The sequence below is a fragment of the Komagataeibacter sucrofermentans DSM 15973 genome, assembly GCF_040581405.1.
GTDB classification, from domain to species: Bacteria; Pseudomonadota; Alphaproteobacteria; order Acetobacterales; family Acetobacteraceae; genus Komagataeibacter; species Komagataeibacter sucrofermentans.
Genome location: NZ_CP137157.1, coordinates 1,191,765 through 1,205,078, shown reverse-complemented (window position 1 = coordinate 1,205,078; position 13,314 = coordinate 1,191,765). Strand labels below are relative to the sequence as shown.

Here is a 13,314-nt window from a genome sequence, read left to right as displayed (position 1 = left end):
GGTCGTGCTCACGCGGCATCCAGTCCATAAGCGGTGTGGAGCGCGCGCACGGCAAGCTCGGTATATTCGGAGGCGATCAGCACCGAGACCTTGATCTCGCTCGTCGAGATGACCTGCACGTTGATGTTGCGTTCGGCCAGGGTGCGGAACATGGTGCTGGCCACACCGGCATGCGAGCGCATGCCCACGCCCACGACACTGATCTTGACCACGCTGTCATCGGTCTGCAGTTCGGCGTACTGGGTGGTGGCGTGCGTGTTTTCCAGCACTGAAATGGCACGCGCGAGATCGGTCTTGCCCACGGTGAAGGTCATGTTGGTCATGCCGTCATCACCCGTGCTCTGCACGATCATGTCCACGTTCACGTTGGCGTCGGCCAGCGGGCCGAACACGGCGGCGGCAATGCCCGGCCGATCGGGAAGCTGGCGGACGGAAACCTTTGCCTCGTCCCGGGAGTAGGCAATTCCGGCGACCTGTTCCTGTTCCACGATTTCGTCCTCATCCACGACTAATGAACCGGGCAGATGCCCTTCCGATGGTGCTGGCCCGTCATTGAAACTGGAAAGCACCTGCACGCGCACGCGCTCCTTCATGGCCAGTTCCACGCTCCGGGTCTGGAGTACCTTGGCGCCGACCGATGCCAGCTCCAGCATTTCCTCGTAGGTGATGCGGTCCAGCTTGCGTGCCTTGGTAACAATACGGGGATCGGTTGTATAGATTCCGTCCACATCCGTGTAGATGTCGCAGCGATCCGCCTTCAGTGCCGCGGCCAGCGCCACGGCCGAGGTGTCGGAGCCGCCACGGCCCAGCGTGGTGATGCGCCCGTCTTCCCCAATGCCCTGAAAGCCCGCCACGACCGGCACCTGGCCTGCGCGCATGCTCTCGATCAGGGCCGTGCCGTCGATTGATTCGATGCGGGCCTTGCCATGGGCGTTATCGGTGCGCAGGGGGATCTGCCAGCCCAGCCAGGAGCGGGCGTTGATGCCCAGCTTCTGCAGCGCTATGGCCAGCAGGCCGCTGGTCACCTGCTCGCCCGTGGAAACGACGGCATCGTATTCACGTTCATCATGCGTGGCGGAAAGATCGCGGCAGTAACCGACAAGGCGGTTGGTCACGCCAGACATGGCGGAGACCACAACGGCCACCTCGCACCCGGCCTCGACCTGTTTCCGGACTTTTTCCGCCACGGCCCGAATCCGGTCAAGATCAGCGACAGAAGTGCCGCCGAATTTCATCACGATCCGCGGTACGGTAGGGGACATCGGAATAGTGGCTCCATTATGGCTCGGGCTTCAGCATATCCGGAACGGGGGCCTGTTGGCCAATCCGGGGCATTGCGTTATGCGCAAGCCGCGTCACATACATCTCCGCAGCTTCCGCGTCCAGCGGGAGAAAGCCAAATGAAAGGCGGTGCACCCATGCAGCATCACGATTCGACCGTTGTGTCGGCGGATTCCGTCGCCCCGGATGAAATCGCCCATTTCAGCGATCTCGCTGCCCGGTGGTGGGATCCCACAGGCCCCATGCGCCCGCTCCATGCCATGAACGACCTGCGCACCGGCTGGGCCATGCGCCACCTGCCCGCCCCCGTGGCGGAGAATGGCACCCGGCGCACGTTGCTTGATATCGGCTGTGGCGCGGGGCTGGCCAGCGAGGCATTCGCCCGCGCGGGGTTTGACGTGACCGGGCTTGATGCATCGCAGGCGGCAATTACGGCGGGGCGGCTGCACCTGCGCCATCACCCCCTGCCCCAGTCCGCAGGCCCCTTGGCCTATCGCTGCGGCAGCGCGGAGGAACTCGTGGCCCACCACGCCCGCTTCGATGCGATTGCCGCCCTTGAGGTGATCGAGCATGTGACCGACCCGGCCGCCTTTCTGGGCATGCTGGGCAGCCTGCTCAGGCCGGGCGGGGTGATGGTGGTCTCGACCATGAACCGCACGTGGCGCTCCATGGCCATGGCCAAGATCGGGGCGGAATACGTGCTGCGCCTGCTGCCCGTAGGCACGCATGACTGGAAGAAGTTCATCACCCCCGCCGAGCTGGGCCAGTACGCCGCCCGCTCAGGCCTGCGCGTGACCGATGTGGCAGGCATGGTGCCCGGGCTAGGTGGCTGGCGCGAAAGCCGCGACATGGCGGTCAACTACATTGCGGCCCTCGTGCGCGACTAATAAGGGCCGCGCACCCGTTGGCGTCAGGCCACTCAGATCGTGTTCATGAACGCGAACGTGGTCGGGCTGCCCACGGGGGTGAAGTTCCAGGTAAAGTCGAGCACCCCGGTCTGGGCATTGGCCCTGAACGACGTGACCGAGTCACTGCGCTGGTTGGCGCAGAACAGGAAGGTGCCGCTGGGGTCGAACATCATGGCGCGCCCATAATCGGCATGCATCCAGATTTCTTCCACCAAGTTGAGCGTGCCGTCATCGTTCACGTGGAAGCTGGCCAGCGAATCGCCCAGCCGGTTCGACACATACAGGTATTTGCCGTTGGGCGAGAGCAGGATGCCAGCCGCCAGCGTGCTGCCACGGAAATGCGGCGTGACGGTGCTCACGGTCTGCTGCGGCACGATCTCGCCGGTCTGCGGGTTGAAGGTGGCGGCGACCACTTTCGAATCCTGCTCGCCCAGGATGTATATCATCGTCCCCTTCCCGTTGAATGAGAAATGGCGCGGCGCGGAGCCCGGCGTCATGGCGATGAAGGGTGTCTTGGCGGGCACGAGGCGGCCGGTATGCAGGTCGAGCGTCCAGATATAGACCCGGTCCAGCCCGGCATCACAGGCCAGCACGTAGCGGCCCGAGGGGTCGGAGGCCACCATGTGCACATGCGCCATGGAATGGTCGCTGATGGCGAAGTTGCCCGGCGGGTTGTCCGCCGCGCGGTCGGGCATGCGCGGGCCGGTGTTGTGCACCACATCGGTCGGATCGCCGAGGCTGCCATCGGGATGGATGGGGAGCACGCCCACCGTGCCGCCCATGTAGTTGGCCACCAGCACGTATTTGCCCGAGGCATGGATGCTCAGATGCGCGGGCACGGCACCCCCCGAGCGCATGACATTGAGCTTGGTCAGTTCCCCGCTCGAACGGTTGACCGAGAACGCGGTGACGCAGCCTTCCTTGTTGGCGTTGAAGTCATCAATTTCGCTCAGGGCGTAGAGATGCTTGAAATCGCTGGACATGGCCATGAAGGACGGACTGGCGATATCCACATAGGTCATGAGCGGGGAAAGGCTGCTGGTATCGGGGTTCATCTCGAACACCGATATGCCCTGCCCGTTGCCAGCGCCTCCCGGTGGGGCGTGCTGGGTGTAGCCGCCAATATAGCAGATGGTGCGGGGCTTGCCCGGCGCGGTCTGGGCCACGGCGCGCCGTGACAGCGCAGGCACGGTGGCGGCCAGGGCGGCGGCGAAGGTACGGCGGGAGATATTTGTGCTCATGACAGAAAGGGCGATCCCGGTCAGTTGGAACTGTTTTTATTGCTTGCTACGGCAGCTTGCACGCAGGGCCGATATCCCCGGTATAGCGGGTCCAGGTTTCAGTTTCACCAAATAAAGGCACCGCCACGAAGCCGCGCAGTTTCAGGTCGCCCGATTGCGAGACCCACAGCTTGGCATGGTACACATGCCCGGTGTCCGGATCGGTAACATGGCCATTCCAGTGCCCCTGCGTTTCTGGGTCGGGGGTAAACCCGTTGAGCATGGGAAGGTTGCATTCGGGCTCGCCCCGCTTGTCGCGCGGCATGTCGGTGGTGTAGCGCAGCCCTGCCAGCCTGCCGCACACCTGCTGCCCGCACTGGCTGATCTCGAACACGCCGTCATGGTCCTTGGTCATCCAGCGGCCAATAATGTCCGGCTCCCCGGCATGGGCGGTGGCGGGGGAAGCCAGCCCGACCGTCATGGCACATAACGCGGCCATGGCTGGCAGGGCGAATGCTGCGATGATGCGGCCACCCGCCTGGCGCAGGGTCGTGTTCCGTTTTGTATCGTGCATGTTCTATCGTTCCCCCGACATGGCGCGCGTTCCGGTGGATGCCCCGGCGCGCGCATGCTTCTACCCTTTAGCTGTCAGCGCGCCGAACCCATGGAATGGCGTGAACCTCCACGCCCGCCTCATCAAGTTCGGCATGCTCGTGTTCCGTCATGCTACCATAAATGCCCCTGGCTTCACGCTCGCCACGGTGCATGCTCAGGGCTTCCTCGGCAAAGCGGTCGCCCACGTCGTCACACTGCGCCTCAACCGTATCGCGTATTTTCTGTAACAGGGCGACCATGGTGTCGGGCATGGCCTGTGGCGCATGGCCGGGTGGCGTGGGCGTGGCAGGCGTTGCGGTTTCTTCCGGCTGCCGGGCGGCCATGCCCGTATGGACGGCAGGCGCCATGAGGGCGCGCGTCACGTCGGGCGATCCGCAATGCGGGCAGGACAGAAGCCCGCCTGCGGCCTGCCGCTCGAATGCGTCGCTACCGGGAAACCACCCTTCAAACTCATGCCCCGCGCCGCAGCGTAACTGATACCGGATCATGCCGATGTATCAGGCCTTGCCCAGCAGGCCATCGAGCCTGCCCGCGCGCTCCAGCGCCATCATGTCATCGCAGCCACCAATGGGCGTGTTGTCGATGAAGATCTGCGGCACCGTGCTGCGCCCGCCTGAACGGCGGATGGATTCCGCGCGCTCGGGCGTGCCGTAAGGGGCATTGATTTCGTTGAAGGGAACCCCCTTCTGCTCGAGCAGCCGCACGGCGCGGATGCAGTAGGGGCAGCCGGGTTGGGTGTAGATATCGATCGCGGGCATTGAACCTTCACTTGGCTTGCGGGTTGATCCGCCCCCTTATGGTCCGGGGCGGATGCATCTGTCTGTTTCGGGCCATCCTATCCTATTGCGCCGCCGGCTGGCCACAGGCACGCGCGGCGGCAAGCACATCAACCCGTCCTGCCCCTGCCGCAAGCAGGGGAACAACGCAGGCGGCCAGCGTGGCGCCGGTGGTCATCACGTCATCCACCACAATGACGTGCCGCCCCGCCAGCACGGGAATCCGCCCGGGGCGCACCGTAATCGCCCCGTGCATGAGGCGCTGGCGCTGGCTGCGGCCCAGCCCCTCCAGCGGGCGGGTGGCGCGGATGCGCTCGAGCCCGTCACACAGGGCCTTAGCGCCCGTCAGCCCTGCCAGCGCGCGGGCCAGAAGGGCGGCCTGGTTGTAGCGACGGCCAAACAGCCGCAGGCGATGCAGCGGAACCGGCAGGAAAAGACTTTCGCCGGTCATGATGTCGCTGGCCGCCATGATCATGTAACGTGCCAGCAGCGATACGTTTTCCGTGCAGTCGGCATATTTCAGCGGCAGGATCAGGCTGCGCGCGGTGTCATCATAGACCATGGCGGCACGGGCTTCGTGCCACGGCGGCGGGTTCTGCTGGCATGTAGCGCAGGTCATGTCCGGCCCCGCGGCTGCGCGGGAGGTGAATGGCAGGGCGCAGCGGCGGCAGAATGGCGGCGTAATCAGGTGCAGACGCCCCACGCATGCGCCGCACAGATGCCCCGCCTCCATCACCTCCGCCCCACAGCCAAGACAGCGGGGCGGAAACAGCAGGTCAAGCACCGGGGTTGCGGCCCTGCGCCACCACGTGGCGCGGTTCATGGGCTCACACGATCGTGGGCTTGGCAGGGCGCGGGCATGGGTTCACACCAAGGGGCATGAGCCCGGATGTGCCGCAGATATTCGACCGCCATGCCGTCAGGCTGCACCGTGACCGCGCCGCATGCAATGTGGCGGCGGTGCGCCCGATTGTGGAAGAAGCCGCTACCCGCCTGCTCGACCGGCTTGATGATGTCACGCGCCCGTTCACCACGGCGCTGGATATTGGCGGCCGTGGCGTCGTGGCCCCGCTCCTGCGCGCGCGCGGCATCGAAACCCTTGCCACCGATCTCTCGCCGCGCATGGCCCTTCTTGATACCGGGCCAGCCGTGGTGATGGATGGGGAATGGCTGCCCTTTGCGCCGCACAGCTTTGATCTGGTGGTGGCGTGTCTTTCGCTGCACTGGGTCAATGACCTGCCGGGACTGCTGGCGCAGGTGCGCCGCGTGCTGGCGCCTGACGGGCTGTTCCTGGCCTGCATGCCCATCCTGCCCACGCTGGGCGGGTTGCGCACGGCCCTGATGGAAGCCGAGATGGCGCAGCGCGGGGGCGTTTCGCCACGCATCTCGCCCTTTCCCGGCCTGCGCGACTGCGCGGCCCTGCTGCAACGCGCTGGGTTTGCCCTGCCAGTAGCCGATGCGGATGTGATCGAACTGAGTTACGCGACCCCCATGGGCCTGCTGGCCGATCTGCGCCACGCAGGCGAGACCAATGCCCTGTGCCAACGCGCACGTGGCCTGACATCGCCCGCCCTGCTGGCCGAGGCCCTTGACCGCCTGCCGCGTGACGGCGATGGCTGCGTGCCGCAGTCGCTGCACATGGCGGTCATGACCGGATGGGCCCCTGCCCCCACGCAACCCCTCCCCCTCCGGCCCGGTCAGTTCAGCGTGAGCATGGAAGAGGCGCTGCGCGGGCCACCGTAACATTCAGCCGCCCGTAACACTCATGTGCCGCCGCACGCGTGCGGGATCATCGGCATCGCGCCCGATCAGGAAATCATGCCCCTGCGGCTTGCGCAGGATGGCGGCGCGGACATGGTCCATCATCGCTGCATCATCCTCACCCGCGCGCAGCGGCGCGCGCAGGTCGGTCGAGCCTTCATGGCCTAGGCAGGTGTAAAGCCTGCCTGTGCATGACAGGCGCACGCGATTACAGCTTTCACAGAAATTATGGGTCATGGGCGTAATGAAGCCGATACGCTGGCCTGTCTGGCCAATGCGGGCATACCGCGCCGGGCCGCCGGTGCGATAGGCCAGTGGTTCCAGCGTCCAGTTCTGCTCAAGCCTGCGGCGCACGATCGAGAGCGGCAGGTAATGGTCGGTGCGATCCTCTCCCGTCTCGCCCATGGGCATGGTCTCGATCAGGCACAGATCGGCGCCGATCTCGCCACACCAGGCAATCAGGGTATCGAATTCATCCTCATTCACGCCCGCCATGGCCACGGTGTTGATACGCACCGCAAGCCCTGCCTCCCTTGCCGCACGGATGCCATCAAGCGTGCGGGCAAGGTTGCCACGCCGAGTGATGCGGGCAAAACGGGCGGGATCAAGCGAATCAAGGCTGACATTGACGCGGCGCACACCTGCTGCGTGCAGGCCATCGGCAAATTCAGCCAGCCTGCTGGCATTGGTGGTGAGCGTGAGTTCATCGAGCCCAGGCTGGCCGGTATCGCGATGCAGCCATCTGCCCATCTCGTGGAAGAAGGACATGACATCACGCCGCACCAGCGGCTCGCCCCCGGTCACCCGCAACCTGCGAACGCCGTGACGGATGAACGCGGCGCACAGGCGCTCAAGTTCGGGCAATGACAGGATTTCCGCCTTGGGCAGGAAGGTCATGTCCTCGGCCATGCAATAGATGCAGCGCATGTCGCAACGGTCGGTGACCGATACGCGCAGGTAGGTCAGCAGACGGCCGTAGGAATCAGGTAGCGGGGCATGGTTCATGCAGTCACGGGCCCTAGGATAGCACGGTCAGCTGCACGACCATGGCATTGACCATCACCTTGCCTGCATGGGGAAACATGACCGTAACGCGTTCGCCAATGGCCGACTGCACGGCGCCATCGCCCCATTCCGGGTGGTCGGGGTGGCGGACCAGTTGTCCCGGAACAAGAAAGGACCGGAAAGGTGGAGAGGCCATGATGCTGCGCGGTTCCTGCATGGGGGTCATGACCGGCATATCGGACCGGTGCGGGCCTTATTAAACCCCATTGGCGGGTATTCAACAAAAAAACAGCCCGCCGCCCGCGAGAACATTGTGAAAAATGAGCAAAACGCGGCACAGGCCCGCACACCATGGGCATAAACGGTCTGCCTGATGGAAAGTGGGTTTCCTTGCGCTTCCATATGTAACCAATGCAATTTTTATTTATAAAAATTACACTCTTAATAATTAATTATAGTCATTCATCACGCAGACACGTCCATATTCAATATGAGTGTCGCTTACATCACCCCTCACACCATGCGCCACGCAAGACCATGAACAGGCATTGCCGCCGCTCTGCCTTTTCCCTCATCACAAGGCATGTTACCGCAAGGGCATGCGCGCCCCTTTTTCCCGACCGGTACAGGCATGAGTCCCCGTCCCACCATAAGGGGCCGCCTGTGCGGAGCCGTGCTGGAGGCAGGGTGGTATGGTCTGTCTAGCCTGCTGGCTCCTGTCCTGCGCATAAACCTGCGCCGCAGGCTGGCGCATGGCAAGGAAACCCCGGCAAGCCTACCCCAGCGGCGCGGCTTGGCCAACCGGCCTCGCCCTCCGGGGGTACTTGCGTGGCTGCATGCGGCCAGCGTAGGCGAGACGGTTGCCCTCCTGCCGGTAGTAGAACACCTGCTTGATGCTGATCCCACGCTGCACGTGCTGGTCACGACCGGCACGGTCACGGGCAGCGCCATCCTGCATGACCGCCTGCCAGCCATGGCGGGACAGGACCGGGTCATTACGCAATTCGCACCGCTGGATGTACCCCGCTGGGGCGCGCGGTTTCTTGATTACTGGCATCCTGACGTGGGCGCTCTGGTGGAAAGCGAACTCTGGCCCAACCTGATCGCCGCCTGCCACGCGCGGCATATGCCGCTTGCACTGCTCAACGGCCGCATGTCCGATCGCTCGCTGGCCAGCTGGCGCGGGGCAGCCTGCCTTCTGGCCCGCATGCTCTCGACCTTTGCGTGGGTCATGGCCCGCAGCGCGGAGGATGCAGCCCGCCTGCAACACGGCGGCGCAACCCGGATCGACCTGATTGCCGACCTGAAAGATGCAGCGCCCCCCCTGCCGCATGACTCGGCAGAACTGGCCAGGCTGCAAACCGTTCTGGCCGGTCGCCCGATCTGGGTCGCGGCCTCCACCCATCCGGGGGAAGACGCCACCATCATCGCCACGAGCGCCCTTGTGCGGCAGGCAATGCCCGATGCCCTGACCATTCTCATACCCCGCCACCCCGAACGCGGCACGGATATCGCCGCACTCGCCAGTCCGTATGCCCCGCGTCGCGCCCTGGGTCAGACCCCTGCGGCACAGGATGGATTATGGATCTGCGACACGCTGGGCGAGATGGGCCTGTTCTTTGCCCTTGGCGCACCGGTGCTGATGGGCAACAGCCTGCCAGGCGGCACGGGCGGCGGCCATAACCCGCTGGAACCCGCGCGCGCTGGCTGTCCTGTGGCCAGTGGGCCACGGATCGGCAATTTCCGCCAAGCTTACGCCCGGATGGAGGACAGCGTGCAGTTTGTCGAAACCCCGCCCGATATCGCCCAATGGCTCATTCCGCTGCTCCAGAGCCCTGAAGCGTGCCACAAGGCAGGTGCGCGCGCGCGGCGGCATGCCCTGCCGGATCCCACGCTGGCCCAAAACATAGCCCACGCCCTGCTTGCACTGGGCCCGCGCTGATGCAGCCGCCCACCTTCTGGTGGCGACCGGCCACCGATGCCGGACTTCTGGCAGGCCTGCTTGCCCCTCTCGCCCATATCTATGCTGCGGCCACGGCACGCCGCCTGCGCCGCACCCCTTGGCATGCGCAGGTGCCCGTGCTGTGCTGCGGCAATATCGGCGCAGGAGGCGCGGGCAAGACGCCGCTGGTGATGGATCTGGCCCGGCGCGCCATAAGCCGGGGGCGCAGGCCTGCTTTCCTCTCACGCGGATATGGCGGCCGGGCCCCTGCGGGAACACAGGTTGACCCGCCCCATCACACCGCACGCGACGTGGGCGATGAACCCCTGCTGCTGGCACGCATCGCGCCATGCTTTGTCGGAGCCGACCGGGCCGTATCAGCACGCCGCGCCATAGCGGCGGGGGCAGATTGCCTGCTGATGGATGACGGGTTCCAGAACCCAAGCCTGCATCAGGATCTGGCGCTGGTGGTGGTGGATGGCGCGGTCGGGTTTGGCAATGGCCGGGTGCTGCCTGCAGGCCCGCTGCGTGAGCCGGTAGGCACAGCACTCGCCCGCGCGGGTGGCGTGGTGATCATGGGCCCCGACCAACAAGGCATTGCGGCCAGCCTGCCGGATGGATTGCCTGTTTTCGCAGCAACCCTGCAACCTGACACGCAGGCCATCCCCCCTGGGCACCCCATTATCGCCTTTGCGGGGATCGGACGGCCCGCCAAGTTTTTCGAGGGACTGGCGCAACGTGGCATCCATCCTGCACGTTGCCTCGCCTTCCCCGATCATCACACCTATACCGCAACCGAACAGACCCGGCTGCTCAGGCTTGCAGCGCAATCCGGGGCCTGCCTTGTTACAACACAGAAGGATGCCGTGCGCCTCAATGCAGCCCTGCGGGCGCAAGTGCGCACGGTTGGCCTGCAACTGGCATGGGCTACCCCCGCCATGCCCGAACGGATACTGGATCTATGGCTGGGCACGACACAGCGATGAAAGCAGGACAGCCCACAAGGCAGATGCGCCTTGAAGCAGCCCTGGTGCGCGGGCTTGTGGCCCTCTTCCGCCGCATTGGCCCGGTGCGGGCCTCCAACCTTGGCGGCTGGCTGTGCCGCACAGTTGGGCCGCGCCTGCCCGTATCGAAGATAGCCGATGCCAATCTGCGCATGGCCATGCCCGAACTGGATGCCGGAATGCGGCGCGCCGTCATCCGCGCCATGTGGGACAATATCGGCCGCAATGCTGGCGAACTGCCACACCTTGCCACCCTGCCCCGCAACCCGGCCGATGGCGGCCCCGGATGGGATGTGGTGGGCGAGGAACACCTCATTGCGCAGGCAGCAAAGGGCGGGCCGACCATTTTCGTATCCGGCCATATCGGCAACTGGGAGATGCTGCCCCCTGCCGTCGCGCGGTACGGGTTGCCGTTCTCCTCGTTTTATCGCGCGCCCAACAACCCGCTTGTCGATCGCATCCTGTGCGACCTGCGCGATGACGCGATGGGCAAGCCCGTGCCCCTGTTTGCCAAGGGAGCCCGGGGCGCCCGGGGCGCGCTGGCCCACATACTCAAGGGCGGTCATCTGGGCATGCTGGTGGACCAGAAAATGAATGACGGAATCGCCGCCCGCTTTTTCGGCCTGCCCGCCATGACGGCGGGCGCCATGGCAGCCATGGCGCTCAAGCTGCGCTGCCCCGTCATACCTGGCTATATCGAGCGGCTGGGACCGGCGCGGCTGCGCATGCATGTCTATCCCCCCATCGACCTACCCGATAGCGGCGACCGCGCGACAGACCAGATGACGCTGACGCAACAGGTGAATGACTGGATTGAAGGCACAATACGGCAGCAACCGGGCAGTTGGCTCTGGATACATCGCCGATGGAATAGGCATATGCCTAATTTAAAGCCTAAAAAATAGGCGCGCATGCTACAAAATATTGCTTTTTTGCCACAGGGTGTTGTTTCTGCCTGTTTGTGCGGCTTTCTGCCTGAAATTCAGTTTGGCAAAGCTGCCATGCAGGAATAGCGTTGTTCCTATCTTGTCACGCCAAGACAGTCAGAGGGCCAACGGAATGCACATGATGACCAAGCAGGCTTCCGCCACCAATGTTGTTTCCCTGCGGCAGGGCTTTCTGCCCCGTCACCGCGAATACCTGACGCGCTGGCTTGAAGCCGGTGCGTGCATGGGCCTGTGTGATGCGGATATCTCCGATCACAACGATGCAAACGAACCCGATATCGAACATGTGCTGGTCTGGGTGCGCGAGAATGCCAAGCCGGCCTACATGGTCCGCCCCGAAGGCATGGGCTGGGTGCTTGTTGACCAGATCCGCGACCGCCAGCTTGCCACCTACAGCAGCTTTGAAGCCGCCCTTCACGCCATCCGCCCGGTGCTTGCACATGGGGCCACCGTCGCCGCCTGAAAAGCCAGCGACGGTTAGAACACCCTAACTACTGCATTGCCCCCTAGTTGGCGTTGCGCCGCAGCCTGCCCGCAGGGGGAATGACGATCTTGCCGCCACCGGTGGGCAGGATCTGGAACACGGCCAGATCGCGCCGCGTCTTGCCATTATCCAGAAAACCGAATGCGCCATCCACCCCGCCAAACCCATCGGGGCGGGTCAGCGCCTGCACGGAATAGCCATTGGCGCTCCCGGCCGGGCGGTTCTGGTCAAGCGCCTTCACCAGGGCCGCCGCATCATAGGTCAGGTCGGCCAGTGGGGTCGGCATATGGTGGTAAGCAGCCATGAACTGCTGCACGAACGCCTGTCGCGTTGCGGGATCAGGCGCTGCGTACCACGCGCCCTGCAACGCGCCGAGCTTGGTGGCGAATGCCCCCCACAGCCCCGGCCCCATGATCTGCACATGCGTATTGTCCACATGCGCCTGCGCCAGCGCGTTGATGATCATGCCCAGTTGCAGCCCGGTATCACCCAAAAGCAGCGCGTCAAACGGCGGCGCGGGAAAATCTGGCGTGGCAGCGGGTGCCGCGGTGGCCTCAGGCGCGGGTGTTGCCGCCTGCGGCGCGCCATCAGGGTTGGCCGGGTCAATGGTCGCGGAATCGGGTGTGGCCTCGGGCGTGGGGGCAACTGGCGGCGGGGCCACGGGGTCGGGCTGCGGCACGGCTGCGGCACGACTGTCATAGGCTGACAGGGTTTTTAGGTTGGCAGTAATCGCGTCCTGCGTGCTGTCATGGAACATGATCTGCGGTGATTGCAGGCCATTTTCCTCGCATACCTGCTGCAGCGCCTGCCCAAGCGCATGGCCCAGCCGGTTATCGGGCAGGAACGCCGCGAAATGCTGCCGCCCCTGCTGGCGGGCGGCAAGCACCATGCGCCGCACCTGCTGCTCAGGCGCAATGCCAAGGGTCCAGACGCCAGGCTGGGCGACCGACATATCGCTGGTAAAGGCCAGGACAGGCACCCCGGCGGCGGTGGCAACAGGTGCTGTCTGCACTGTTTCATCCATGGTGAGCGGGCCGAGGATCAGCCCGTCGCCTGCCTTGATGGCCGCCTGTGCCGCAGTCGCGGCGTTGCCACCGGGGGCGGCGGTATCATGCACATCAAGCGGGGGCGCCGTGGGCGTGTTCATGGCCATGCGCGTGGCGGTCAACATTTCCTGGCCCAGCCGGGCATTCGCCCCGCTCAGCGGCAGCAGCACGCCCACGTTGCGCCCGGCATGGGGCGCGTGATGGCCACCGCCCTCACCGCTGGCACAGGCTGTCAGTACCGACAGCGCCAGCCCCGCGAGCAATAAGCGCTTGCATGCAGGACGCGCAGAGGCAGTATCAGCATCCTGTCCTTGCATCTGGGTTC

Annotated in this window: 15 protein-coding genes; 6 read left to right on the top strand and 9 right to left on the bottom strand. The window is 64.8% G+C overall.

All coding sequences use genetic code 11. The features are described 5' to 3' along the window. Window positions 1–8: 8 nt before the first annotated feature. On the bottom strand, window positions 9–1,262 hold the full coding sequence (locus R5N89_RS05825) for an aspartate kinase (RefSeq protein ID WP_110568164.1): 1,254 nt from the start codon (window positions 1,260–1,262) through the stop codon (window positions 9–11). Between the two features lie 156 nt (window positions 1,263–1,418). On the opposite strand from R5N89_RS05825, the gene ubiG reads away from it, so the two are divergent. After that, on the top strand, window positions 1,419–2,168 hold the full coding sequence (gene ubiG / locus R5N89_RS05820) for a bifunctional 2-polyprenyl-6-hydroxyphenol methylase/3-demethylubiquinol 3-O-methyltransferase UbiG (RefSeq protein ID WP_110568162.1): 750 nt from the start codon (window positions 1,419–1,421) through the stop codon (window positions 2,166–2,168). A 32-nt stretch (window positions 2,169–2,200) separates the two neighbouring features. Here ubiG and R5N89_RS05815 read toward each other — a convergent pair whose 3' ends face one another. From R5N89_RS05815 to R5N89_RS05795, 5 genes are all read right to left on the bottom strand, one after another. Further along, the gene (locus R5N89_RS05815; RefSeq protein ID WP_110568160.1) at window positions 2,201–3,430 is read right to left on the bottom strand and encodes a lactonase family protein; all 1,230 of its coding nucleotides are present in this window, start codon (window positions 3,428–3,430) and stop codon (window positions 2,201–2,203) included. 46 nt (window positions 3,431–3,476) lie between these two features. Beyond that, window positions 3,477–3,983, bottom strand: coding sequence for a DUF2147 domain-containing protein (locus tag R5N89_RS05810; RefSeq protein WP_244192115.1), 507 nt, complete (start codon window positions 3,981–3,983; stop codon window positions 3,477–3,479). A gap of 67 nt (window positions 3,984–4,050) precedes the next feature. Continuing rightward, complete coding sequence (locus R5N89_RS05805; RefSeq protein WP_110568158.1) at window positions 4,051–4,512, bottom strand: DUF1178 family protein; 462 nt, start codon at window positions 4,510–4,512, stop codon at window positions 4,051–4,053. A gap of 9 nt (window positions 4,513–4,521) precedes the next feature. Beyond that, on the bottom strand, window positions 4,522–4,782 hold the full coding sequence (gene grxC / locus R5N89_RS05800) for a glutaredoxin 3 (protein WP_110568156.1): 261 nt from the start codon (window positions 4,780–4,782) through the stop codon (window positions 4,522–4,524). An 82-nt stretch (window positions 4,783–4,864) separates the two neighbouring features. Beyond that, the gene (locus R5N89_RS05795) at window positions 4,865–5,623 is read right to left on the bottom strand and encodes a ComF family protein (protein WP_110568154.1); all 759 of its coding nucleotides are present in this window, start codon (window positions 5,621–5,623) and stop codon (window positions 4,865–4,867) included. 56 nt (window positions 5,624–5,679) lie between these two features. Between R5N89_RS05795 and R5N89_RS05790 the strand changes: the two genes are divergently transcribed. Beyond that, window positions 5,680–6,543, top strand: a complete 864-nt coding sequence (locus R5N89_RS05790; RefSeq protein ID WP_110568152.1) for a methyltransferase domain-containing protein — start codon at window positions 5,680–5,682, stop codon at window positions 6,541–6,543. 3 nt (window positions 6,544–6,546) lie between these two features. On the opposite strand, the gene moaA is transcribed toward R5N89_RS05790, so the two are convergent. Together moaA and R5N89_RS05780 are read right to left on the bottom strand one after the other, a co-directional pair. Continuing rightward, window positions 6,547–7,566 carry a GTP 3',8-cyclase MoaA gene (gene moaA / locus R5N89_RS05785; RefSeq protein WP_110568150.1) on the bottom strand — a complete coding sequence of 340 codons (1,020 nt, stop codon included), beginning with the start codon at window positions 7,564–7,566 and terminating at the stop codon, window positions 6,547–6,549. A gap of 13 nt (window positions 7,567–7,579) precedes the next feature. Beyond that, window positions 7,580–7,801 carry a DUF3553 domain-containing protein gene (locus R5N89_RS05780; RefSeq protein ID WP_110568148.1) on the bottom strand — a complete coding sequence of 74 codons (222 nt, stop codon included), beginning with the start codon at window positions 7,799–7,801 and terminating at the stop codon, window positions 7,580–7,582. 396 nt (window positions 7,802–8,197) lie between these two features. Here R5N89_RS05780 and R5N89_RS05775 point away from each other — a divergent pair, with 396 nt between their 5' ends. The 4 genes from R5N89_RS05775 to R5N89_RS05760 all read left to right on the top strand — a co-directional run bounded on the left by R5N89_RS05775 (window position 8,198) and on the right by R5N89_RS05760 (window position 11,922). After that, the gene (locus R5N89_RS05775; RefSeq protein ID WP_110568146.1) at window positions 8,198–9,508 is read left to right on the top strand and encodes a 3-deoxy-D-manno-octulosonic acid transferase; all 1,311 of its coding nucleotides are present in this window, start codon (window positions 8,198–8,200) and stop codon (window positions 9,506–9,508) included. Continuing rightward, complete coding sequence (gene lpxK, locus R5N89_RS05770; protein ID WP_110568145.1) at window positions 9,508–10,494, top strand: tetraacyldisaccharide 4'-kinase; 987 nt, start codon at window positions 9,508–9,510, stop codon at window positions 10,492–10,494. Before R5N89_RS05775 ends, lpxK begins: the two co-directional genes overlap by 1 nt. Beyond that, a complete protein-coding gene (locus R5N89_RS05765; protein WP_110568143.1) occupies window positions 10,491–11,417 on the top strand; it encodes a lauroyl acyltransferase in 927 nt (308 codons plus the stop codon). The genes lpxK and R5N89_RS05765 overlap by 4 nt, the downstream gene beginning before the upstream one ends. Window positions 11,418–11,577: 160 nt before the next feature. After that, window positions 11,578–11,922 carry a hypothetical protein gene (locus R5N89_RS05760; RefSeq protein ID WP_110568141.1) on the top strand — a complete coding sequence of 115 codons (345 nt, stop codon included), beginning with the start codon at window positions 11,578–11,580 and terminating at the stop codon, window positions 11,920–11,922. Window positions 11,923–11,965: 43 nt separating this feature from the next. Here the strand turns inward: R5N89_RS05760 and R5N89_RS05755 are convergent, their stop codons facing one another. Then, window positions 11,966–13,306: a penicillin-binding protein activator gene (locus R5N89_RS05755; RefSeq protein WP_373320461.1), complete on the bottom strand. Its 1,341-nt coding sequence runs from the start codon at window positions 13,304–13,306 to the stop codon at window positions 11,966–11,968. Window positions 13,307–13,314 lie beyond the last annotated feature (8 nt).

What these genes read in the sequence shown, in the direction of transcription:
- R5N89_RS05810 (WP_244192115.1), bottom strand. Translation starts at nt 3,983, where the DNA reads ATGCACGATACAAAACGGAACACGACCCTGCGCCAGGCGGGTGGCCGC.
- R5N89_RS05815 (WP_110568160.1), bottom strand. Translation starts at nt 3,430, where the DNA reads ATGAGCACAAATATCTCCCGCCGTACCTTCGCCGCCGCCCTGGCCGCC.
- moaA (WP_110568150.1), bottom strand. Translation starts at nt 7,566, where the DNA reads ATGAACCATGCCCCGCTACCTGATTCCTACGGCCGTCTGCTGACCTAC.
- ubiG (WP_110568162.1), top strand. Translation starts at nt 1,419, where the DNA reads ATGCAGCATCACGATTCGACCGTTGTGTCGGCGGATTCCGTCGCCCCG.
- R5N89_RS05795 (WP_110568154.1), bottom strand. Translation starts at nt 5,623, where the DNA reads ATGAACCGCGCCACGTGGTGGCGCAGGGCCGCAACCCCGGTGCTTGAC.
- R5N89_RS05825 (WP_110568164.1), bottom strand. Translation starts at nt 1,262, where the DNA reads ATGTCCCCTACCGTACCGCGGATCGTGATGAAATTCGGCGGCACTTCT.
- R5N89_RS05790 (WP_110568152.1), top strand. Translation starts at nt 5,680, where the DNA reads ATGAGCCCGGATGTGCCGCAGATATTCGACCGCCATGCCGTCAGGCTG.
- R5N89_RS05780 (WP_110568148.1), bottom strand. Translation starts at nt 7,801, where the DNA reads ATGCCGGTCATGACCCCCATGCAGGAACCGCGCAGCATCATGGCCTCT.
- grxC (WP_110568156.1), bottom strand. Translation starts at nt 4,782, where the DNA reads ATGCCCGCGATCGATATCTACACCCAACCCGGCTGCCCCTACTGCATC.
- R5N89_RS05805 (WP_110568158.1), bottom strand. Translation starts at nt 4,512, where the DNA reads ATGATCCGGTATCAGTTACGCTGCGGCGCGGGGCATGAGTTTGAAGGG.
- R5N89_RS05760 (WP_110568141.1), top strand. Translation starts at nt 11,578, where the DNA reads ATGATGACCAAGCAGGCTTCCGCCACCAATGTTGTTTCCCTGCGGCAG.
- R5N89_RS05765 (WP_110568143.1), top strand. Translation starts at nt 10,491, where the DNA reads ATGAAAGCAGGACAGCCCACAAGGCAGATGCGCCTTGAAGCAGCCCTG.
- R5N89_RS05775 (WP_110568146.1), top strand. Translation starts at nt 8,198, where the DNA reads ATGAGTCCCCGTCCCACCATAAGGGGCCGCCTGTGCGGAGCCGTGCTG.
- lpxK (WP_110568145.1), top strand. Translation starts at nt 9,508, where the DNA reads ATGCAGCCGCCCACCTTCTGGTGGCGACCGGCCACCGATGCCGGACTT.
- R5N89_RS05755 (WP_373320461.1), bottom strand. Translation starts at nt 13,306, where the DNA reads ATGCAAGGACAGGATGCTGATACTGCCTCTGCGCGTCCTGCATGCAAG.